This window comes from Pseudocitrobacter sp. RIT415, from assembly GCF_003057695.2.
Taxonomy (GTDB): Bacteria; Pseudomonadota; Gammaproteobacteria; order Enterobacterales; family Enterobacteriaceae; genus Pseudocitrobacter; species Pseudocitrobacter faecalis.
The window spans coordinates 138,305-159,918 of record NZ_QBJC02000004.1 but is presented as its reverse complement, the minus strand read 5'-3'; the positions used below and the strand labels follow the sequence as shown (position 1 = coordinate 159,918).

General features: G+C 56.1%; 19 protein-coding genes. 8 read left to right on the top strand and 11 right to left on the bottom strand.

The features are described 5' to 3' along the window. Positions 1 to 23: 23 nt before the first annotated feature. From nei to DBY68_RS06235, 8 genes are read right to left on the bottom strand one after another with little or no spacing between them, the layout of a single operon-like run. The gene (nei, locus tag DBY68_RS06270; RefSeq protein ID WP_108473885.1) at positions 24 to 815 is read right to left on the bottom strand and encodes an endonuclease VIII; all 792 of its coding nucleotides are present in this window, start codon (positions 813 to 815) and stop codon (positions 24 to 26) included. Between the two features lie 14 nt (positions 816 to 829). Next, entirely contained in the window at positions 830 to 1,474 is a 645-nt protein-coding gene (pcp, locus tag DBY68_RS06265; protein WP_108473886.1) for a pyroglutamyl-peptidase I, read from the bottom strand. Positions 1,475 to 1,483: 9 nt separating this feature from the next. Continuing rightward, entirely contained in the window at positions 1,484 to 2,479 is a 996-nt protein-coding gene (locus DBY68_RS06260; RefSeq protein ID WP_108473887.1) for a DUF979 domain-containing protein, read from the bottom strand. Next, a complete protein-coding gene (locus DBY68_RS06255) occupies positions 2,479 to 3,201 on the bottom strand; it encodes a DUF969 domain-containing protein (RefSeq protein WP_108473888.1) in 723 nt (240 codons plus the stop codon). The genes DBY68_RS06260 and DBY68_RS06255 overlap by 1 nt, the downstream gene beginning before the upstream one ends. A gap of 57 nt (positions 3,202 to 3,258) precedes the next feature. After that, positions 3,259 to 3,993: a 5-oxoprolinase subunit PxpA gene (gene pxpA / locus DBY68_RS06250; RefSeq protein WP_108473889.1), complete on the bottom strand. Its 735-nt coding sequence runs from the start codon at positions 3,991 to 3,993 to the stop codon at positions 3,259 to 3,261. After that, a complete protein-coding gene (gene pxpC / locus DBY68_RS06245) occupies positions 3,983 to 4,915 on the bottom strand; it encodes a 5-oxoprolinase subunit PxpC (protein WP_108473890.1) in 933 nt (310 codons plus the stop codon). The genes pxpA and pxpC overlap by 11 nt, the downstream gene beginning before the upstream one ends. After that, positions 4,909 to 5,565, bottom strand: coding sequence for a 5-oxoprolinase subunit PxpB (gene pxpB / locus DBY68_RS06240; protein WP_108473891.1), 657 nt, complete (start codon positions 5,563 to 5,565; stop codon positions 4,909 to 4,911). Before pxpB ends, pxpC begins: the two co-directional genes overlap by 7 nt. 16 nt (positions 5,566 to 5,581) lie before the next feature. Further along, on the bottom strand, positions 5,582 to 6,325 hold the full coding sequence (locus DBY68_RS06235; RefSeq protein ID WP_108473892.1) for a type 2 GTP cyclohydrolase I: 744 nt from the start codon (positions 6,323 to 6,325) through the stop codon (positions 5,582 to 5,584). Between the two features lie 279 nt (positions 6,326 to 6,604). On the opposite strand from DBY68_RS06235, the gene dtpD reads away from it, so the two are divergent. Beyond that, positions 6,605 to 8,080 carry a dipeptide permease DtpD gene (gene dtpD, locus DBY68_RS06230; protein ID WP_108473893.1) on the top strand — a complete coding sequence of 492 codons (1,476 nt, stop codon included), beginning with the start codon at positions 6,605 to 6,607 and terminating at the stop codon, positions 8,078 to 8,080. Between the two features lie 175 nt (positions 8,081 to 8,255). Here the strand turns inward: dtpD and phrB are convergent, their stop codons facing one another. The 3 genes from phrB to DBY68_RS06215 form a co-directional block, all read right to left on the bottom strand. Next, positions 8,256 to 9,674: a deoxyribodipyrimidine photo-lyase gene (gene phrB / locus DBY68_RS06225; protein WP_108473894.1), complete on the bottom strand. Its 1,419-nt coding sequence runs from the start codon at positions 9,672 to 9,674 to the stop codon at positions 8,256 to 8,258. A 12-nt stretch (positions 9,675 to 9,686) separates the two neighbouring features. Beyond that, on the bottom strand, positions 9,687 to 10,643 hold the full coding sequence (locus DBY68_RS06220) for a DUF523 and DUF1722 domain-containing protein (protein ID WP_108473895.1): 957 nt from the start codon (positions 10,641 to 10,643) through the stop codon (positions 9,687 to 9,689). Positions 10,644 to 10,752: 109 nt separating this feature from the next. After that, positions 10,753 to 10,959 carry a YbfA family protein gene (locus tag DBY68_RS06215; RefSeq protein ID WP_108473896.1) on the bottom strand — a complete coding sequence of 69 codons (207 nt, stop codon included), beginning with the start codon at positions 10,957 to 10,959 and terminating at the stop codon, positions 10,753 to 10,755. Positions 10,960 to 11,388: 429 nt separating this feature from the next. Between DBY68_RS06215 and kdpF the strand changes: the two genes are divergently transcribed. The 7 genes from kdpF to speF all read left to right on the top strand — a co-directional run bounded on the left by kdpF (position 11,389) and on the right by speF (position 21,591). Further along, the gene (kdpF, locus tag DBY68_RS06210) at positions 11,389 to 11,478 is read left to right on the top strand and encodes a K(+)-transporting ATPase subunit F (protein WP_108473897.1); all 90 of its coding nucleotides are present in this window, start codon (positions 11,389 to 11,391) and stop codon (positions 11,476 to 11,478) included. Beyond that, positions 11,478 to 13,145, top strand: coding sequence for a potassium-transporting ATPase subunit KdpA (kdpA, locus tag DBY68_RS06205; RefSeq protein WP_108473898.1), 1,668 nt, complete (start codon positions 11,478 to 11,480; stop codon positions 13,143 to 13,145). The genes kdpF and kdpA overlap by 1 nt, the downstream gene beginning before the upstream one ends. A 20-nt stretch (positions 13,146 to 13,165) precedes the next feature. Beyond that, on the top strand, positions 13,166 to 15,214 hold the full coding sequence (gene kdpB, locus DBY68_RS06200; RefSeq protein WP_108473899.1) for a potassium-transporting ATPase subunit KdpB: 2,049 nt from the start codon (positions 13,166 to 13,168) through the stop codon (positions 15,212 to 15,214). An 8-nt stretch (positions 15,215 to 15,222) separates the two neighbouring features. Further along, positions 15,223 to 15,798, top strand: coding sequence for a potassium-transporting ATPase subunit KdpC (gene kdpC, locus DBY68_RS06195; RefSeq protein WP_108473900.1), 576 nt, complete (start codon positions 15,223 to 15,225; stop codon positions 15,796 to 15,798). A gap of 2 nt (positions 15,799 to 15,800) precedes the next feature. After that, complete coding sequence (gene kdpD / locus DBY68_RS06190; protein ID WP_108474101.1) at positions 15,801 to 18,488, top strand: two-component system sensor histidine kinase KdpD; 2,688 nt, start codon at positions 15,801 to 15,803, stop codon at positions 18,486 to 18,488. Beyond that, positions 18,485 to 19,162 (top strand): two-component system response regulator KdpE, encoded by a 678-nt coding sequence (kdpE, locus tag DBY68_RS06185; protein ID WP_108473901.1) that lies wholly within the window; start codon positions 18,485 to 18,487, stop codon positions 19,160 to 19,162. Before kdpD ends, kdpE begins: the two co-directional genes overlap by 4 nt. A 266-nt stretch (positions 19,163 to 19,428) precedes the next feature. Beyond that, positions 19,429 to 21,591, top strand: a complete 2,163-nt coding sequence (gene speF / locus DBY68_RS06180; protein ID WP_108473902.1) for an ornithine decarboxylase SpeF — start codon at positions 19,429 to 19,431, stop codon at positions 21,589 to 21,591. The last annotated feature ends 23 nt before the right edge of the window (positions 21,592 to 21,614 follow it).

The window sequence follows — 21,614 nt, the reverse complement described above, 5'->3', positions numbered from 1 at the left end:
ACCATCATCCGGCAAAAACCACCCTACTTCTGGCAATTCGGACACCAGTAAAACGGCCTCGACGACATCGTCGTTTTCTCAATCACTCCCCCACACCGCTCGCACGCTTCGCCATCGCGATGAAACACTTTAAAGCGGAACAGCGCACCGTGATGTTTATTCTCATCCACCCGCCCACGCGTGTTGTACGACAACCGCGGGATCGCCAGCAACGCTTGCGCCAGCGCATCCAGTTGGGCATCAGTAAGCTGCGAGGCTTTACGCTGAGGGGCAAGCTGCGTCTCCCAGAGAATCTCAACGCGCAGATAATTGCCTAACCCGGCAAGAAACGCCTGGTCCAGTAACAATCCGGAAAACTGACGATTGCGAAAACGCGGCGACAACAGTCGCGCTTTAACATCGGCTTCCGTCAGTTTAAGGTCGAGTACATCCGGGCCCACGCGCTGTAAAAACGGGTGCGTGGTCAGTTGCTCAGGCGTCAACATTTCGATGTCTGACGCACTGTAGAGCAGAATCGCTTTATCCGCCGTTTGCAGCTTCACGCGCAATACGCGCGTCGTTTGCGGCGCGGAATTCGCCTCCACCACCCGCCATACACCGTAGAGTTGATTATGGCTGTAGAGCGTCAAACCATTTGAGAAGTGGGTGAGAAGCGCCTTACCGCGCGTTTCAATATGGGTAATGCGCTGCCCCACCAGCTGAGATTCATAAGGTTTCAGTTGTTCGAAAGCAAACCACACCTCTGTGAGTGGTTTGCCTTTAACAGCTGCCTCCAGGCTATCCGCCGCGCGGCGGATCTCCGGGCCTTCAGGCATAGTATCGTCCTTTGTTAATGCGTTGCGCCGCCGGTAACCTGGATATCATTTTCCACCTGTAAGGCAGTGGCTATCGCCAGTTCCAGCCCCTGACGCACAGTTTCCGCCGCCATGCTCGGCGCACCAGGATGCGCCGCCGCCTGCTGAGGCAGATACGGAATATGGATAAAACCGCCCTTCGCTTCCGGCATACCGCTCAGTTTATGTAGCAGACCATACATCACGTGATTACACACGAAGGTGCCCGCCGTTTGCGACACTGACGCGGGAATACCGGCATCACGTAGCGCGCTCACGATGGCTTTGATCGGCAGCGAACTAAACCACGCTGCCGGGCCCTCCACCACAATGGGCGAATCGACCGGCTGGTTGCCACGGTTATCGGGAATACGCGCATCATCGACGTTAATCGCCACGCGTTCAACGCTGATATCCGTGCGCCCCCCGGCCTGCCCGACGCTCAGAACAAGCGTTGGCGAGAGCGAATCGATGGCCGCGTTCAGTTCAATCAGCGCTTCGCCAAAGACACACGGCAGCTGACGCGCCACGACGCGACACCCACCGATGATAGCATTATCCAGACGCGATACGACTTCCCAAGAAGGGTTAACCGCTTCGCCATCAAACGGCTCGAACCCGGTGATTAATACTGTGCGCATTTTCACTCCTTACAGGAACATCAGGAAATAGAGCAGGAAAACGTTAACCAGCAGCAACAGCACGCCCGTCGGCACCTGCGCTTTGATCACCGCGTTTTTATCCGGCAGTTCCAGTAATGCTGCCGGAACAATGTTGAAGTTCGCCGCCATCGGCGTCATCAGCGTGCCGCAGTAGCCTGAGAACATGCCGATCGCCGCCATTACCGCCGGATTGCCGCCGTGCTGCAACACCAGAATCGGGATCCCGATCCCCGCCGTGACAATCGGAAAGGCCGCAAAGGCGTTACCCATCACCATTGTTAGCAAGGCCATGCCGATGGTATAGACCGCGACGGCAATGAATCGGCTATCGACCGCAAGATAGGTTTTGGTCAGCCACGAAATCCCTTCGCCCACGCCTGCGGCAGTAAACAGCAGGCCGAGGGTCGCCAGAATCTGCGGCAGAATAAACGCCCAGCCGATGGAGTCCAGCAGGCGACGCGCTTCCTGAATCGGTTGATGCACGCGCTCGTGGGTCATTTTAATCGCCATCGCCAGGCCAATCAGCGTGCCAACGGTCATTGAGAAAAGCGTGACCAGCGTGGAGTGATTGCCTTCGCCAAACAGCGAGGTCTGTAAGCCCGGCACGTTGTTAAACAGCAGCACGCCGATAACGGTCACCACCGGGATCGCCAGCGCAGGATAGAAAAGACGATTTCCCAGGCGGCTGGCGCTCTCTTCACGCTGTTTCTGCGTACGCTGAGAATAGCTCCCCAAACGCACACCACCGAAACCGGCAATCAGCGCCATCAGTACTACCGCCACGCCAACGGCGATATGCACCGTGCGTTTGTCACCAAGCAGTTCATAAGCCCAGTCGCCGAGTAAAAACAGCAGGCCGTAGACCCCCCAGAAAAGCCCCGTCGTCAGACGACGCGGGTTGGCTTTGTCGCGCCAGGACATCAGCGCCACAATCAGCAGTACGATCCCCGCCAGCCAGTAGAGGTAACTTTGTTGAAAATGCATTATGCGTCCCCCCGCCCGGCTTGGGTATGCGCTTTCGCCACTTCACGTTGCAGGTAATTATCCAGCCGCCACATCCGCGCGCCGTGGATCAGGAACGCACACAATGCGGTAGGAATCCCCCACAGGGCGATGTGCAGCGGTTCGGTCTGAATACCGCCTGACTCCAGCATAAAGTTATGCATGAAGATGACTGCGCCGAAGGCCACGAAGATATCTTCACCAAAAAACAGCCCGACGTTATCGGTTGCCGCCGACATCGCGCGCAGGCGATATCGCACCGCACCCGGCAGTTCACCGTGCGTCTTCTCCGCCGCGCCTTCCGCCATTGGCGCCAGTAGCGGGCGCACCATTTGCGGGTGTCCTCCGAGGCTGGTCAGCCCCAGCGCCGCTGTGGCTTCACGCACAAAGAGATAAACCACCAGCAAGCGCCCGGCGGTCGCACTGTGAATTTTGGCAATCCACGCCTGAGCGCGCTCTTTCAGGCCGTGGCGTTCGAGCAGGCCGATAACCGCCAGCGGCACCAGCAGAATAAACGGCAGGTTACGCGTGTTGAGGAAGCCCTCGCCGAGCTTTTCGAGGATAGTCAGCAGCGGCATATGCGCCGCCAGACCGGTGACGATACCGGCGGCAATCACCACCAGCACCGGGTTAAAACGCAATAAGAATCCAGCCACAATGACGGCGATACCCATCAGCGGCCAGAGAGATACCATCTCTCCCATACTCTCCACCCTGTTTTCGTTATGTTATGTTGTTGTAAAATATCTAGTTATATGCGCTTAGGCGCTAATTTTTATACTGCGCTCGTCAAAAGCGCGACGCAAGCGGCGGGCAAAAAGAAGCGCGTGTTCCCCGTCACCGTGCAGACATACCGTTTGTGCCGTTACTGGCGTCCAGACGCCGTTAATACTTTTGACCTGCCCTGATTCCACCATCTCCAGCGTTTGCGCGAGCGCCTGTTCTTCATCGCTGATGAGTGCACCCGGCTGACTGCGCGGCACCAGGCTGCCATCGTCCTGATAACCCCGGTCGGCAAACACTTCCTGGCGCGTGACCAGTCCGTAACGCTCACCTGCCCGAATCAACTCGCTACCTGCCAGGCCCACTAAAATCAGCGATGGCGAGCAGTCATGCACCGCGCGGGCGATGGCATCCGCCAGGTGCGGATCTTTGGCCGCCTGGTTATAGAGCATACCGTGCGGTTTCACGTGACGCAGGGTGCCGCCCTGCGACCGGGTGATGGCATCCAGCGCGCCAATTTGATACAGCGTCTGGGCGTAAACCGTTTCAGGCGGCAGTTGCATTGCCGTGCGGCCAAAGTTTTCGCGGTCAGGGAAGCTCGGATGCGCGCCAATCGCGACGCCGTTTTTCAGCGCTTCACGCACGCTTTCAACCATGGTTTGTGCATCGCCCGCGTGGAAGCCGCAGGCGATATTGGCGGAAGAGACCAGTTGTAACAGGGCGGCATCGCTGCCGCAGCCTTCGCCTAAATCGGCATTTAAATCAATGAGCATCGTTGAGTCGCCATGCCAGTTGTTCCAGATAACGCTGCTGATCGTGGCGCGCTTTTAGCGCCTCTTCCAGCGTACAGGGAACGAAGTGGATCGGTTGCCCGAGAGGAATTTGCGCCAGTTGATACATATCGGCTTCGATAATGCAGGCAATGCGCGGATAACCGCCGGTGGTTTGCGCGTCGTTCATCAGCACAATCGGCTGGCCGTTATGCGGCACCTGCACCACGCCCGGCAGCAGGCCGTGGGAATACATTTCGCGATCGGTCTGGCGCATCAGAGGTTGCCCTTGCAGGCGATAACCCATGCGGTTACTTTGCGGACTTAACTGCCACGGAGAACGCCAGAACGCATCCTGTGACGCCTTATCGAATTCGTGATATTCCGGCCCCGGCAGCGCACGAATGCGGTTGCTGTGAAGCAACTGTTTCACGCCTTGTGGCCCGTCGAACTGACGCAATGCGTTACCCAGCGGCAGCGTATCACCATCCTGTAATCGTCGTCCTTCCAGCCCGCCGACACCCACTTTCAGGTCGGTACTGCGCGACCCCAGCACCAGCGGAACATCAATGCCGCCCGCGACCGCAAGATAGCTACGAATGCCGTGAACGGGGCGTTTGAGAACCAACTGCTGCCCGGCTTTCGCCCACTGTCGCCAGCCGCTCCACACCGGTTTATCATCCAGCTGCGCGTCGCAGCCTGCGCCGGTTAAGGCAAACCAGCTGTCGCGGGTAAATTCAACGCTGACCTGACCGAGGGTGATTTCCAGTGCCGCGGCGTTAGCGTCATTGCCCACCAGCAGGTTAGCGGTGATCAACGCGGGTTTATCCAGCGCGCCGCAGCGGCTGATCCCCGACTGGCGCAGCCCTTCTCGCCCGCTGTCCTGTACCGAGGTATAAAGCCCGGCGCGAATGAGTTTTAGCATACGCCCTCCTTTTGCGGCACAAAGCGCAAGGTATCGCCGGGGCGTAACAGCACCGGATCGTCTTTCTGTGGATCAAACAACGGCTGCGAAGTCAGGCCAATCAGCTGCCAGCCACCCGGCGTCGCGAGCGGGTAGATCCCGGTTTGCGCGCCGCCGATCCCCACCGATCCCGCTGGAACCAACAAACGCGGTTCGGCACGACGCGGCATGGCGAGTTGTTCCGGCAGGCCGCCAAGGTACGGGAAGCCCGGCTGGAAGCCGAGGAACCACACCACGTAATCCACCGATGCGTGCAGTTCAACGACCTGCTTTGGCGTTAGGCCACTATGTTGCGCCACTTCATTGAGATCGGGCCCCTGCTCACCGCCGTAAATCACCGGAATTTCGATATAGCGGGATTCCGGCTCCAGCGCATCACTCTCCTCCCACCAGCGCTGTAAACGCTCGATGGCGTCGAGGGCAAGATCCTGCGGATGACGCAAAATCACCGTAATGTTATTCATGCCCGGAATAGCTTCCACCACTTCCGGTTGCTCAGCCAGACGCTGAGTTAATCGCCAGATTCTTTTCTGGCTCGTCAGGGTGACCGGCGGCTCGAGTTCGAGTACCACAGCCGTTTCCCCCAATAGATAACAACGCGCTCGCTGCACTCTTTACCCTCTTTAATCAGGCCGGGTTAGGGATGTCGACAAAGGTCACATCCAGATCGGTCGTTTCATTCAGCCATTCGCTTAATGCGCGAATGCCGCCGCGTTCAGTGGCGTGATGTCCTGCCGCATAAAAATGCAGCCCCTGTTCGCGGGCGGAGTGGATGGTTTGTTCGGACACTTCGCCGGTGATAAACGCATCCACACCAAAACGGGCGGCGCTATCAATAAAGCCCTGACCACCACCGGTGCACCACGCCACGCGGGTGACTTTATCCGGCCCGGTATCGCCGCTCCACAGGGGTTTACGCCCCAGACGCGCTTCAATCCACGAGGCCAGCTCAAGCCCGGAAACCGGCATAGAGAGCTCGCCCCACGGTACCAGCGGCTCAATTTCGCCCATCACGTTGATGCCCAGCAGCTGTGCCAGTTGCACGTTGTTTCCCAGCTCCGGATGCGCGTCCAGCGGTAAATGCCAGCCATAAAGGTTGATGTCATTGCTGAGCAACGCTTTCAGGCGATTGCGCTTCATACCGCGAATCACCGGTGATTCGCCTTTCCAGAAGTAGCCATGGTGGACGATAATCGCGTCCGCCTGCTGGCGAACCGCTTCGTCAATCAGCGCCTGGCTGGCGGTCACCCCGGTGACAATTTTTTGAATCTCTTCGCGACCTTCGACCTGTAAGCCATTTGGCGCATAGTCGCTGAAGGCGGCGCTGCCGAGTTTTTCGTTAATCAGTTGTTCCAGCTCGGTATTTTTCATCATCGCTCCCTTGTGCGCGAATGTCGTATCACAGACTAAAATAGCGTCCTCTGCGTCTGACGTCGATAACCCATTCTTTGTAGTCGAAATCGTGTGTCAAACTTGCCCCTTTCAACATTTAATCACACAAATTACTTTTCTTTACCTGAACGATATCCTGTATATTTATGCAATCAGACAGCATATTACATAAATATCTTGAGCTGCTTCGCAAAAATACATCACGAAAACAAATCTATCCGGCGCTGAGATGCCCGATAGAACCGAGGTTAGAGCACTATGAACACGTCACAGCCGCGAGCGATTTACTACGTTGTCGCCCTGCAAATTTGGGAATATTTCAGTTTTTACGGCATGCGCGCGCTGCTGATTCTGTATCTCACCAACCAGCTTAAGTACGACGATAACCACGCCTATGCGCTGTTCAGCGCCTACTGTTCACTGGTTTACGTGACCCCTATCCTCGGCGGCTTCCTCGCAGATAAGCTATTGGGAAATCGTATGGCCGTGATGATTGGCGCGTTCCTGATGGTGGTCGGGCATCTGGTGCTGGGTGCCAGTGAGATAGCGCCGGTGTTCCTCTATTTGTCGCTGGCAATTATTGTCTGCGGCTATGGATTGTTTAAATCTAATGTCAGTTGCCTGCTTGGTGAACTGTATCATCCGGAAGATCCGCGCCGTGACGGCGGTTTCTCGCTGCTGTATGCCGCCGGGAATATCGGCTCCATCGTCGCGCCAATTGCCTGCGGCTACGTGCAGCAGGAGTATAGCTGGGCGATGGGCTTTGCGCTGGCGGCCATTGGAATGCTCGCAGGGCTGGTGATTTTCCTGTGCGGTAATCGCCATTTCACCCATACGGCGGGCGTCAATAAAGCCGCTCTGCATTCGCGTCAGTTTGGCCTGCCAAACTGGGGCTGGTTGCTGGTGCTGCTGGTTGCCACTCCACTGCTGATCACCGTACTTTTCTGGAAAGAGTGGTCGGTGTATGCGCTGATTGTCGCGACGATAATTGGCCTTGGCGTGCTGGCGAAAATCTACACCAAAGCGGAAAACAGCAAACAACGTAAAGAGCTCGGCCTGATCGTGGTGCTCACCTTCTTCAGCATGCTGTTCTGGGCCTTCGCGCAGCAGGGCGGCAGCTCGATTAGCCTGTATATCGACCGCTTCGTAAACCGCGATATCTTCGGTTACGAAGTGCCAACGGCAATGTTCCAGTCGGTGAATGGTTTTGCGGTCATGCTCTGCGGTGTCGTACTGGCGTGGCTGATTAAAGAAGGTGTCAGCGGCAACCGTACCGTGCGTATCTGGGGTAAGTTCGCGTTAGGTTTGGGACTGATGAGCGCAGGTTTCTGCATTCTGACCCTCAGCGCACGTTGGTCAGCCGCTTACGGTCACTCTTCAATGCCGCTGATGGTGCTGGGGATGGCGGTGATGGGCTTTGCCGAACTGTTTATCGACCCGGTCGCCATGTCGCAAATTACGCGTATTGAAATTCCCGGCGTCACCGGTGTACTGACAGGCATCTATATGCTGTTGTCCGGGGCAATTGCCAACTATCTGGCGGGCGTGATCGCCGACCAGACATCTCAAAGCGCCTTCGATGCGGCGGGCGCGGTGAACTACGCTATCGACGCCTATATCGACGTCTTTAGCGAGATTACCTGGGGCGCACTGGCCTGCGTGGGTGCTGTGCTGGTGATTTGGCTCTATCAGGCGCTGAAATTCCGCGCCCGTCGGGTTGTCGCTGAAGCCTGACAGATGCCGAATAGCATGAGACTGATGACAAACGCAACATTGCCTGATGCGCTACGCTTATCAGGCCTACAAGGTTTCTGCAATATATTGAATTTGCAATATTTTGTAGGCCGGATAAAGCGTTTACGCCGCATCCGGCAACAACAAAGCGCACTTTGTCAGCAATCTGATAGCATCACGCTTTCCGCGCCGCTTCATAGGCGGCAAGCGTTTCACTCCGCGCCTGTTTGTGGCAAACAATCGGGCGCGGATACGCAAGCGTAACGCCCTCTTTATCCGCCCACTTCCACGGTTCATGAATCGCTTTTTGCGGAACCTCCGCTAACTCTCCGACCCACTCGCGAATAAACTGGCCCTCTTTATCAAACCGTTCGCCCTGAGTGGTCGGGTTGAAGATGCGGAAGTAAGGCGCTGCATCCGTGCCGGTAGACGCCGCCCACTGCCAGCCACCGTTGTTCGCCGCCAGATCGCCATCAATCAACTGCGACATAAAGTAACGTTCACCTTCGCGCCAGTCGATGAGCAGATCTTTCACCAGAAAACTGGCGGTGATCATGCGCAGGCGGTTATGCATCCAGCCTGTGGCGTTAAGTTGACGCATTGCCGCGTCAACTATCGGATAGCCCGTCTGCCCCTCCTGCCAGGCCTTCAAATGTTCAGGCGAGACGCGCCATTTCACCCCTTCCGTCCAGCCGATAAACGGGCGGTGTTTACACAACGCCGGATTATAGGTCATCAGGTGACGGTAAAATTCGCGCCAGATAAGCTCGTTAAGCCAGACGCTTCCGGGCCCGTCATCCAGCGTTTTAGGCTGTTCGGTCAGCAGACGATGCAGGCACTGACGCGGGGAGACTGCCCCAACAGCAAGCGCTGCAGATAAACGACTGGTACCCTCAATCGCCGGAAAATCACGCTGAGAGGCGTACTCGCCGGCTCCCTGCTGGCAAAACTGCCGTAACTGGTGAAGCACGCTCTTTTCATCTGGAGCAAAAAGCGACGCATCAAAATCCTGCTGCGGATAGCTGAATTTGATGGGCGCACACGTCACGTTGTGCGCCGCGTTTTTGCGCGTCGCGGGGGCCGCGACGCACTCAGGCATGCCATCATTAAGGCGTGTCAGCCACGCCTTTTTAAACGGGGTGAACACTTTATACATCTCATGATTGCCGGTCATCACCGCGCCCGGCGGCAGGATCACGCTGTCATCAAATCCCTGACAGCGCACCCCGTCCAGCGTTTTTTCAACCGTCGCATCGCGCTGGCGCTCGTTCACTTCGTATTGATAGTTGTAGAAAAGATCGGTCACCCCATGCTCTTCACAAAAACTTTTTAACACCACTACGCTTGCGGCGAAGTCATCGACCTCCACAAACGCCAACGGGATCCCCTTTTCTTTCAGCGACGCCCGTAACGCGGTGAGTTGGGCATAAATATACGCCGCCTGTCTGGGCGACATCGCATGTTGCTGCCACTGCTTTGGCGTGGCAATGTACAGCGCTATCACCGTCGCATCGGCAGAGCGACAGGCAGCGGATAGCGCAAGATTGTCATTCAGGCGTAAATCGTGGCGAAACCACATCAAATGGGTGGGCATAGCGCTCCTGCATTAAGATCCATAACGTAAACGAAGGGCCTCCGGCCAGGGGTCGAAATAGCGTTGTGTGGCGAGATAGGTGTCGGGAAATTCTGCCATATAGTGTTTGAGGAGGGTAACGGGCGCAAGCAGCGGCTGCGTGGCCAGACGATAGCCCTCAATCAGGTTTGAAAGCTCCTGGCGCTGGCGGCTATTAAGCTGTTTTCGGAAATAGCCCTGCACGTGCATCAGCACATTGGTGTGATTACGCCGGGTGGCCGGAATGGAAAGCAGATTCATCAACCGCTGGCGATAAGCAATAAACCACGCGTCCAGCGATTCCCATTCATGTAACGTGGCGACAAAACGCCCCAGTTCGCGGTAATCGGGCTGTGAATGGGCCAACAGTGAGAGTTTATAGCGGCTGTGATAAGCAATCAGTTTGCCGCGCGTGAGGCCTTCTTCGCGCAGACTGTTCAACTCATGCAGCGCGTAAATACGCTCAACGAAGTTTTCGCGCAGCACCGGATCGTGCAACCGTCCGTCTTCCTCCACGGGGAGCCACGGAAAGCGTGCCATCAACGCTTCGGTGTAAATACCTCGCCCGGCTTTACGGTTGTTTTTGCCGTCCGCTTCGTAGATGCGCACACGCTCCATTCCGCAACTGGGGGATTTTGCACAGACAATGTAGCCACAAAGCCTGTCGAAAGATTCAATGCGTTGCGCGCTGAACTCGCGCATGGCCTGGGTTAAATCCCCTTCCCGACCATCGCTAAAACGCAGCGCAACCTCGTCTTCCGCCACCTTCACCAGCCGTAGCGCCGGGCGCGGCACGGGTAAGCCTATCGCCATCTCCGGGCAAACGGGCTCGAAACGCACCCACGGCGACAACTCTTCTACCGCAAACGGTAAACGCTTATGGCCGCCGTCAAAACGAACGGGCTCACCTAACAGACAGGCGCTGATGCCAACGGGGATTTTCTTTTGCATACCGACTCCTTACATCCATGGTGTAAGTGTAGCCAGCAGGCATAAAAAAAACCGCAGTCAAATGACGGCGGTTCTTATTGAAAAGTCTGATTTACGGGCGGTGCGGCGCTTAGTAGAAGTCACCTGCTGCTTTTTCCGCCTGATCCATCCACACCGGCTTATCGCTGGTTTTCGACCAGACGCGATGAAGATAGCTGTAAAAACGTGCGCGATCTTTCCAGAACAGCATGACCGGCAGGGCAATCACGCCAGCCGCCACGGCGAAAGTACGACGCAAAAGGACAATATGTGCTGGATATTCTTTATACAGTTCCATAATTCTCTCCCCTTACACTTCATCCTTCAAGCTGCCTCTGCGTTGGCTGCGCTTGCTCACCCCAGTCACGTACTTTTGTACGCTCCTGGGGATTCACGCGCTTGCCGCCTTGATGCAACTTGAATGATTTTGTGTCTGTTGGCTGGCAATCTACGCCATAAAAATAAAGCTCAGTAATCTGACTAAAATAATACCGCTTTGGCTGTAATTTTACTACTCATCCGACCACTTATTTTTGGTTATTTAAGTTTAATTTACATTCTCGCCGTAACTGAGTTACAAAAAAGTTAAATTAATACTAACCATTAGTTAAATTATGGTCTTTTCCATTTTTATACTTTTTTTACACCCCGCCCCCTGATTTTTGCGAAATCTTTGCACCGAAAATCCTACCGTTAATCCAATCACTTAATGTGTTGGAGGTGGGTTGTGACTACAGGCGTAATAGCCGGCATGGTGCTGGTGTTCCTGTTACTGGCGTATCTGGTGTACGCCCTGCTGAATGCGGAGGCGTTCTGATGGCCGCTCAGGGATTTTTACTTATCGCCAGTTTCTTTGTCGTTCTGTTCATACTGGCGCGCCCGTTAGGCAAAATGCTGGCGGGCATGATCGCAAACGAACCGCTGCGCGGTGAAGCCGTGCTGTGGCGAACATTGGGGATTTCGACCGACGAAATGAGCTGGCAGCGGTATGCGCTCGCCATTCTGCTGCTCAATCTTTGCGGCCTGGTGGCTCTGTTCGCGCTGCTGATGCTCCAGGGCGTGCTGCCGTTTAATCCGCAGGGGTTTCCGGGGCTCTCCTGGCATCTGGCGCTCAACACTGCCGTCAGCTTTGTCACCAACACTAACTGGCAATCGTACGGTGGGGAAACCACGCTCAGTTATCTCAGCCAGATGGCTGGCCTGACCGTGCAAAACTTCCTGTCGGCGGCAAGCGGCATCGCGGTGCTTTTCGCCCTCGCCCGCGCATTTGCCCGCCAGCGTGTGACTACGCTCGGGAACGCATGGGTCGATCTTGTACGCATCACGCTGTGGGTGCTGCTACCGTTATCGCTGCTGGTCGCCCTGTTCTTTATTCAGCAAGGCACGCTGCAAAATCTGCTGCCGTATCAGCATATCACCACGCTGGAAGGCGTTAGCCAGCAGTTGCCGATGGGGCCGGTCGCCACACAGGAAGCGATTAAAATGATCGGCACCAACGGCGGCGGTTTCTTTAATGCCAACTCCTCGCATCCGTTTGAAAACCCGACCGCGCTGACCAATTTCGTCCAGATGCTGGCGATCTTCCTGATCCCTGCCGCACTCTGCTTCGCCTTTGGTGAAGTGGTGAATGACAAACGCCAGGGCCGCGCGATTCTGTGGGCGATGAGCATCATCTTTGTCATCTGCGTCGCAGTCGTGATGTGGGCGGAAACAAAAGGCAACCCGCACCTGCTGGCGCTGGGCGCAGACAGCAGCCTCAATCTGGAAGGGAAAGAGAGTCGCTTTGGCATTCTTGCCAGCAGCCTGTATGCGGTGGTGACCACCGCGGCATCCTGCGGCGCAGTCAACGCGATGCACGACTCGTTTACCGCCCTTGGCGGCATGGTGCCAATGTGGTTGATGCAGATTGGTGAAGTGGTATTTGGCGGCGTCGGTTCCGGGCTGTACGGCATGTTGCTGTTCGTTCTGCTGGCGGTGTTTATCGCCGGGCTGATGATTGGCCGCACGCCAGAGTATCTCGGTAAGAAAATCGAAGTGCCTGAAATGAAAATGACCGCGCTGGCGATTCTGGTGACCCCAACATTGGTGCTGCTTGGCACGGCGCTGGCAATGATGACCGACGCCGGGCGCAGCGCCATGCTCAACCCTGGCACCCACGGCTTTAGTGAAGTGCTTTACGCCGTTTCCTCTGCGGCAAACAACAACGGCAGCGCCTTTGCCGGGTTAAGCGCTAACACACCGTTCTGGAACTGCCTGCTGGCGTTTTGCATGTTCGTGGGGCGCTTTGCCGTCATCGTGCCGGTGCTGGCGATTGCCGGTTCGCTGGTGAACAAAAAAATCCAGCCCGCCACACCCGGCACGCTCGCAACCCATGATGCGCTGTTTATTGGCCTGCTGATTGGTACGGTGCTGCTGGTTGGCGCACTGACCTTTATTCCCGCCCTGGCGATTGGCCCGGTCGCGGAACACCTTTCCCTGTTTTAAGCATTGCGGAGTATGTGTTTATGAGTCGCAAGCAACTGGCGCTGTTTGACCGCAAACTGGTTGGACAGGCGCTACTCGACGCCATTAAAAAACTGAGCCCGACCATTCAGTGGCGTAACCCGGTGATGTTTATCGTCTGGATTGGCAGTGTGCTGACCACCATGATGAGCCTCGCGATGGCAACCGGGCACCTGCAGGGCAACGCGCTGTTTAGCGGCGCGATCGCCCTGTGGCTGTGGTTTACGGTGCTGTTCGCCAACTTCGCCGAAGCGATGGCGGAAGGCCGCAGCAAAGCGCAGGCCAACAGCCTGAAGAGCGTGCAGAAAACCGCCTTCGCCCGCAAACTGCGCGCCCCGCACTACGGGGCCGAAATGGACCACGTCCCTTCTGATGAACTGCGCAAAGGTGACGTGGTACTGGTGGAAGCCGGTGACATTATTCCCTGCGATGGCGAAGTGATTGAGGGCGGCGCGTCGGTGGATGAAAGCGCCATCACCGGGGAATCGGCCCCCGTTATTCGTGAATCCGGCGGCGATTTCGCGTCGGTAACAGGCGGTACGCGTATCCTCTCCGACTGGCTGGTGATCCGCTGTAGCGTCAACCCGGGCGAAACCTTCCTTGACCGGATGATCGCCATGGTCGAAGGCGCGCAGCGTCGTAAAACCCCTAACGAAGTGGCGCTGACGATTCTGCTGGTCGCCCTGACTATCGTCTTCCTGCTGGCAACCGCGACCCTGTGGCCCTTCTCCACCTGGAGCGGTAAACCGGTGAGTGTGATCGTCCTGATCGCCCTGCTGGTGTGTCTGATCCCAACGACCATCGGCGGCCTGCTGTCGGCAATTGGCGTCGCCGGGATGAGCCGCATGTTGGGGGCTAACGTGATTGCCACCAGCGGCCGTGCAGTGGAAGCCGCAGGCGACGTCGATGTATTGCTGCTGGATAAAACCGGCACCATTACCCTCGGCAACCGCCAGGCATCACAATTTTTACCGGCTAATGGCGTGGATGAAAGAACGCTGGCCGACGCCGCGCAGCTTTCGTCGCTTGCGGATGAAACGCCTGAAGGCCGCAGCATTGTGGTGCTCGCCAAACAGCGTTTTAACCTGCGGGAGCGCGACGTGCAGCAGTTGCACGCCACCTTTGTGCCCTTTACCGCGCAAACCCGTATGAGCGGAATTAACATCGATAACCGCATGATCCGTAAAGGTTCCGTAGATGCCATTCGCCGCCACGTTGAAAGTAACGGCGGGCACTTCCCGGCGGATGTCGAGCATCTGGTCGACGGTATCGCCCGTCAGGGTTCAACCCCGCTGGTGGTGGTGGAAGGCGCAAAAGTCCTCGGGGCAATAGCCCTGAAAGATATCGTGAAAGGCGGTATTAAAGAACGCTTTGCGCAACTGCGCAAAATGGGCATCAAGACAGTGATGATCACCGGCGATAACCGTCTGACCGCCGCCGCGATCGCCGCCGAAGCGGGCGTCGATGATTTTCTTGCCGAAGCGACACCGGAAGCCAAGCTGGCGTTGATCCGCCAGTATCAGTCCGAAGGTCGTATGGTGGCGATGACTGGCGATGGCACCAACGACGCCCCGGCACTGGCGCAGGCTGACGTGGCGGTGGCAATGAACTCCGGTACTCAGGCGGCAAAAGAAGCGGGCAATATGGTCGATCTCGATTCCAACCCGACCAAGCTGATTGAAGTGGTGCATATCGGTAAACAGATGCTGATGACCCGTGGCTCACTCACCACATTCAGTATCGCCAACGACGTGGCGAAGTATTTCGCCATTATTCCGGCGGCGTTTGCCGCAAGCTGGCCGCAGCTTGGCGTGCTGAACATTATGCATCTGCATTCGCCGGATTCAGCCATTCTGAGCGCGGTGATTTTCAACGCCCTGATCATCGTCTTTCTACTGCCGCTGGCGCTGAAAGGCGTGAGTTATCAGCCCCTTTCTGCTTCTGCCATGCTGCGCCGTAATCTGTGGATCTACGGTCTGGGTGGCCTGATTGTGCCGTTTATCGGCATCAAAGCTATCGATCTGTTACTGACTCTGTTTGGTCTGGTGTGAGGTATACCATGTCTCTGCTTCGTCCTGCTGTTGTGATTTTTCTCTTTCTGGCGCTTCTCACGGGTGGCGCCTACCCGCTGCTGACCACCGCGCTCGGCCAGTGGTGGTTCCACGAACAAGCTAACGGTTCGCTGATTACGGAGGGGAATGAGGTTCGCGGCTCCGCGCTGATTGGGCAAAACTTTACCCAACCCAGCTATTTCCACGGTCGCCCTTCCACCACATCTGATGTGCCTTACAACCCGATGGCCTCGGGCGGCAGTAATCTGGCCGCCAGCAATCCGGCGCTGGATGATGCCATTCGCCAACGTGTCGCCCAACTGAGGGCAGCAAATCCGGATGCACCACCCACCGTTCCTACGGAGCTGGTAACGGCCTCCGCCAGCGGGCTGGATTACGGCCTGACCCCGGAAAGCGTGCGCTGGCAGGTGCCGCGCGTCGCCAAAGCGCGTCACGTCTCACCGGCGTGGCTAAATGCGCAAATCGACGCGGCGACACAAAAACCGCTGCTCGGTTTTCTCGGCCAACCTGTGGTAAATATTGTTGAGCTGAATATGGCGCTGGATGCCCACAAGGAAAACTGATGATGACCGACGAGCCGCAACGTCCAAACCCGGATCGCCTGCTGGAGCAGACGGCCTCCCCGCATCGCGGAAAGCTGAAGATTTTCTTTGGTGCCTGTGCCGGCGTGGGGAAAACCTGGGCGATGCTGGCGGAGGCCCAGCGTTTGCGAGCGCAGGGGCTGGATATCCTGGCGGGCGTGGTGGAAACCCACGGGCGTAAAGAGACAGCGGAAATGCTCAAAGGCCTGACGGTACTACCGCAAAAGCGGCTGTCATGGCAGGGGCGTTATCTGCATGAATTTGACCTGGACGCCGCCCTCGCCCGCCGTCCGGCGCTGGTGCTGATGGATGAACTGGCGCACAGCAACGCGCCCGGTTCGCTTCATCCTAAACGCTGGCAGGATATCGACGAACTTCTGGAAGCCGGAATCGACGTCTTTACTACCGTTAATGTCCAGCATCTGGAAAGCCTGAATGATATTGTCAGCGGCGTCACCGGTATTCAGGTGCGCGAAACGGTGCCCGATCCTTTTTTTGATGCCGCCGACGAAGTGGTACTGGTCGATCTCCCGCCGGACGATTTACGCCAGCGGCTGAACGAAGGCAAAGTGTATCTCGCCGGGCAGGCCGAACGCGCTATCGAGAATTTTTTCCGCAAAGGGAATCTCATCGCCCTGCGCGAGCTGGCCCTGCGTCGCACGGCGGATCGCGTTGATGAACAGATGCGCGCCTGGCGCGACATGCAGGGTCAGGAAAAAGTCTGGCATACCCGCGACGCGATCCTGCTCTGTGTCGGCCACCATACGGGCAGCGAAAAACTGGTGCGCACCGCCGCGCGTCTGGCCGCGCGTTTAGGCAGCGTATGGCATGCCGTGTATGTGGAAACGCCTACGCTGCATCGCCTGCCTGAAGCCCAGCGCCGCGCGATCCTCAGCTCGCTACGTCTGGCGCAGGAGCTGGGCGCGGAAACCGCCACCCTTTCCGATCCTTCGGAAGAAAAAGCGGTGATCCGCTACGCCCGAGAGCATAATCTTGGCAAAATTGTGATCGGCAGGCAGGAGAAACGTCACTGGTGGAGCGGCGAACGCTTCGGTGACCGCCTGGCCCGTCATGCACCGGATCTCGATCTGCTGGTCGTCGCGATGGATGAGAAACCCGCTCCGCTGCCTTCATCAACCCGCGATCCACGCAGCTTCTTTGACAAGTGGCAGGTGCAAATCCGTGGCTGCGCGGTGGCATTTGCTCTTTGTACTGCCATTACGCTTATCGCGGCGCAGTGGTTAATGGCGTTCGACGCCGCCAACCTGGTCATGCTCTATCTGCTCGGCGTTGTGATCGTCGCCCTCTTCTATGGCCGCTGGCCGTCGGTACTGGCGACGGTTATCAATGTTATTAGCTTCGATCTCTTTTTTATTGCCCCACGCGGTACGCTGGCGGTGTCTGATGTGCAATACCTTCTGACCTTCGGCGTCATGCTCACCGTGGGGCTGGTGATCGGCAACCTGACCGCCGGTGTGCGCTACCAGGCGCGCGTGGCGCGCTATCGCGAACAGCGCACCCGCCATCTGTACGAGATGTCGAAAGCACTGGCTGTGGGGCGCAGCGCCGAAGATATCGCCCGCACCTGCGAGCAGTATATTCAGTCAACTTTCCATGCCCGCAGCCAGGTGCTGCTTCCCGACGAGGATGATAAGCTCACACCGTTCACGCCGCAGGATGGCCTGACGCCGTGGGATGACGCTATCGCCCGCTGGAGCTTTGATAAAGGCCAACCGGCAGGCGCGGGCACAGACACGCTGCCCGGCGTGCCGTACCAAATCCTGCCGCTAAAAAGCGCCAGCAAAACGCTGGGGCTGGTGGTGGTCGAACCGCTTAACTTGCGCCAGTTGATGATCCCCGAGCAGCAACGTTTGCTGGAGACCTTCACTTTGCTGGCCGCCAACGCACTGGAACGGCTGGCGCTGACCGCCAGTGAAGAACAGGCACGTTTTGCCAGCGAACGGGAAAGTTTACGCAACTCGCTGCTGGCGGCGCTTTCCCATGATTTACGCACGCCGCTGACGGTATTGTTTGGTCAGGCGGAAATTCTGACCCTCGATCTCGCCAGCAGCGGCTCGCCGTACGCGCCGCAGGCAAACGAAATTCGCCAGCACGTGTTAAACACGACACGTCTGGTAAATAATTTACTGGATATGGCGCGTATTCAGTCTGGCGGCTTTAATCTTAAGAAAGAGTGGTTGACGCTGGAAGAAGTGATCGGCAGTGCGTTGCGCATGCTGGAGCCCGGCCTTAACGGGCAGCAGATTGCGCTGTCGCTTCCCGATCCCTTAATGCTTATTCACGTCGATGGCCCGCTCTTTGAGCGCGTTCTGATTAATCTGCTGGAAAACGCGGTTAAGTACGCCGGGCCGCAGGCTCAGATAGGCATTCATGCCAGCGAGCAAAATCATCAACTGCGCCTTGATATCTGGGATGACGGGCCGGGCATCGCGCCGGGGCAAGAAACGCGAATTTTTGATAAATTCTCCCGCGGGAATAAAGAATCCGCCATTCCCGGCGTCGGGCTGGGGCTGGCGATTTGCCGGGCCATTGTCGATATTCATGGCGGCACGCTGTCAGCCAGCAATCGTCCTGAAGGCGGTGCCTGTTTTCGTGTTACACTTCCGCTGGAGTCTCCACCGGAACTTGAAGAATTTCATGAGGATATGTGACCAGCGTTCTGATTGTTGAAGATGAACAAGCCATTCGCCGTTTTCTGCGCACCGCGCTGGAAGCCGAAGGGCTACGCGTGTTTGATGCTCAAACGTTACAACGTGGATTGCTGGAAGCGGCGACCCGCAAACCCGATCTGGTGATCCTTGACCTCGGCTTGCCCGACGGCGACGGTATCGATTTTATCCGCGACTTCCGCCAGTGGAGCGCCACGCCGGTCATTGTCCTTTCCGCACGCAGTGAAGAACATGACAAAATCGCTGCGCTGGATGCGGGCGCGGATGATTATCTCAGCAAGCCCTTTGGCATTGGCGAGTTACAGGCCCGTTTGCGCGTCGCGCTACGCCGCCACGCCAGTTCCCAGCCTAATGATCCGGTGGTGACATTCTCTGATGTGCAGGTGGATCTTGCCGCTCGACGCATTGTGCGCAGTGGTGAAGAAGTGCATCTCACCCCTATTGAATTTCGCCTGCTCGCGGAACTGCTCAATAACCCGGGGAAGGTGCTGACCCAGCGTCAATTGCTGAATCACGTCTGGGGGCCGAATGCGGTGGAACACAGTCATTATTTGCGCATTTATATGGGCCATATTCGGCAGAAACTGGAAGTTGACCCGGCACGGCCTCGCCACTTTTTAACCGAAACGGGAATTGGCTATCGATTTATGCTTTAACTCAATAGTTATTTCCCTGTCATACAAATAAACCTTCAAATATATTCCACGAGATAATCCCATGGAATAATCTCATGGAATTATCTCGTCTCTCTTTATTCTTTTTTATCGAGCAGCGTCACAAAAAAACGCTATTTTCATCGTGCGCGCAGAGATTAATTATTGCTAACATCCAACCGACAGTTAATCTGCGACGTCGTGATCATCTTCAGGGAACAGGCAAGTTGTTAACTTGCCAAAATATCGTTATCAGGCAGAAGGACATCATGAAAAAATTAAAAATTGCCATGGGCAAGGCCTGCCCGCAAGCATTCATCACTACCCGAGAGTTCACATCACTTGACACGACAAACTTTGTTGACGTCGCCGCTATTGTACTGAGTTATGCTGAACTGAACGATACTGTATTAAAGCGTATTCATAACACCGGATATTCAATACCCATTTTTGTTACTCTTGCATCAGAGCAAAACATTAATGAGAAATATTTGGCATCTATTACCGCTATTTTCTCAGAGAAACCAGAAGCGGCGGAATATCAGGGGCGACAGCTGGAAACTGCCGCACAGAAATATGAAAGCCAGCTACTGCCACCTTTTTTCCACGCGCTCGTCGATTACGTTGAGCAAGGGAATAGCGCCTTCGATTGCCCTGGGCACCAGGGCGGGCAATTCTTTCGCCGTCATCCTGCGGGAAATCAGTTTGTCGACTATTTTGGTGAAACGCTTTTTCGCTCAGACTTGTGTAACGCGGATGTCGCAATGGGCGATCTGCTCATTCATGAAGGTGCCCCCTGCACCGCGCAGCAGCATGCCGCAAAAGTATTCAATGCTGACAAAACCTATTTCGTTCTGAATGGCACGTCCTCATCAAATAAAGTCGTACTCAACGCACTTCTGACGCCGGGCGATCTGGTGCTTTTCGACCGTAACAACCACAAATCAAATCACCATGGCGCACTGCTGCAAGCAGGTGCAACGCCGGTGTATCTTGAAACTACGCGTAATCCTTACGGCTTTATTGGCGGCATTGATGCCCACTGCTTTGAAGAGCGTTATCTGCGTGAATTGATAGCCGAAGTGGCGCCAGCACGTGCGCAGGAAAAACGCCCCTTCCGCCTGGCAATTATTCAACTCGGGACTTACGATGGCACCATCTACAATGCACGTCAGGTGGTCGATAAGATTGGCGGACTCTGCGACTACATTCTCTTTGACTCAGCCTGGGTTGGCTACGAACAATTTATTCCGATGATGGCTGACTGCTCGCCGCTGCTACTGGAACTCAACGAAAACGATCCGGGTATTCTGGTGACTCAGTCTGTCCATAAACAGCAGGCTGGGTTCTCGCAAACCTCTCAGATCCACAAAAAAGACAGCCACATCAAAGGGCAATCGCGCTACGTTCCCCATAAGCGTATGAACAACGCTTTTATGATGCATGCCTCCACCAGCCCGTTCTATCCGCTGTTTGCGGCACTGGACGTCAACGCGCAGATGCATAAAGACGAGAGCGGTAAAAAGATGTGGATGGATTGCGTGAAGAATGGTGTTGAAGCGCGCAAACTTATCCTTAGCCGCTGCCACCACATTCGCCCGTTTGTACCGACGACCATTGACAGTAAGCCGTGGGAAAGCTGGGGTACTGACGTTATTGCCAACGACCTGCGTTTCTTCCAGTTTGTGCCAGGTGAACGCTGGCATGCCTTTGAAGGCTATGCGGATCATCAGTACTTTGTTGACCCTTGCAAACTGCTGCTCACCACGCCGGGTATCAACACACAAACCGGCGAGTATGAAGCGTTTGGCGTCCCCGCTACGATTCTTGCCAATTTCTTGCGTGAAAATCATGTTGTGCCGGAAAAATGCGATCTGAACTCGATTTTGTTCCTGCTGACGCCAGCAGAAGACTTGCCCAAACTGCAACAACTGGTTGCGTTGCTCGAACGGTTTGAACAATTGCTCGAAGAAGATGCTCCTCTTGCTGAGGTTTTACCGTGCCTGTACAAACAGCACCAACAACGTTACGCCGGATACACTCTGCGCCAGCTGTGTCAGGAGATGCATGACCTGTATGCGCGTAATAACGTTAAACAGCTGCAAAAAGAGATGTTCCGCAAAGCACATCTGCCCCGTGTTGTTATGAGCCCTCAGGAGGCCAACTATGCCTACCTGCGTGGTCAGGTTGATTTGGTTTCTCTGCGTAATGCTGAAGGACGCATTGCGGCTGAAGGCGCCCTCCCTTACCCACCGGGCGTCTTGTGCGTCGTTCCTGGTGAGATCTGGGGCGGTGCGGTGCTTCGCTATTTCGCCGCGTTGGAGGAAGGTATCAACCTGCTGCCGGGCTTCGCACCGGAATTACAGGGCGTTTATATTCAGGAGCATGAAGGCCGCAAAGCGGTGTGGTGTTACGTGATTAAAGAGAGTTAACCTCGGCGACACGCCAGTAAAAA

Coding starts and splice junctions, on each gene's coding strand:
- dtpD (WP_108473893.1), top strand. CDS start 6,605: ATGAACACGTCACAGCCGCGAGCGATTTACTACGTTGTCGCCCTGCAA.
- speF (WP_108473902.1), top strand. CDS start 19,429: ATGAAAAAATTAAAAATTGCCATGGGCAAGGCCTGCCCGCAAGCATTC.
- kdpA (WP_108473898.1), top strand. CDS start 11,478: ATGGCCGCTCAGGGATTTTTACTTATCGCCAGTTTCTTTGTCGTTCTG.
- pxpC (WP_108473890.1), bottom strand. CDS start 4,915: ATGCTAAAACTCATTCGCGCCGGGCTTTATACCTCGGTACAGGACAGC.
- kdpD (WP_108474101.1), top strand. CDS start 15,801: ATGACCGACGAGCCGCAACGTCCAAACCCGGATCGCCTGCTGGAGCAG.
- phrB (WP_108473894.1), bottom strand. CDS start 9,674: ATGCCCACCCATTTGATGTGGTTTCGCCACGATTTACGCCTGAATGAC.
- pxpA (WP_108473889.1), bottom strand. CDS start 3,993: ATGCTCATTGATTTAAATGCCGATTTAGGCGAAGGCTGCGGCAGCGAT.
- DBY68_RS06260 (WP_108473887.1), bottom strand. CDS start 2,479: ATGCATTTTCAACAAAGTTACCTCTACTGGCTGGCGGGGATCGTACTG.
- nei (WP_108473885.1), bottom strand. CDS start 815: ATGCCTGAAGGCCCGGAGATCCGCCGCGCGGCGGATAGCCTGGAGGCA.
- DBY68_RS06235 (WP_108473892.1), bottom strand. CDS start 6,325: ATGAAAAATACCGAGCTGGAACAACTGATTAACGAAAAACTCGGCAGC.
- kdpB (WP_108473899.1), top strand. CDS start 13,166: ATGAGTCGCAAGCAACTGGCGCTGTTTGACCGCAAACTGGTTGGACAG.
- DBY68_RS06215 (WP_108473896.1), bottom strand. CDS start 10,959: ATGGAACTGTATAAAGAATATCCAGCACATATTGTCCTTTTGCGTCGT.
- DBY68_RS06255 (WP_108473888.1), bottom strand. CDS start 3,201: ATGGGAGAGATGGTATCTCTCTGGCCGCTGATGGGTATCGCCGTCATT.
- DBY68_RS06220 (WP_108473895.1), bottom strand. CDS start 10,643: ATGCAAAAGAAAATCCCCGTTGGCATCAGCGCCTGTCTGTTAGGTGAG.
- pcp (WP_108473886.1), bottom strand. CDS start 1,474: ATGCGCACAGTATTAATCACCGGGTTCGAGCCGTTTGATGGCGAAGCG.
- kdpC (WP_108473900.1), top strand. CDS start 15,223: ATGTCTCTGCTTCGTCCTGCTGTTGTGATTTTTCTCTTTCTGGCGCTT.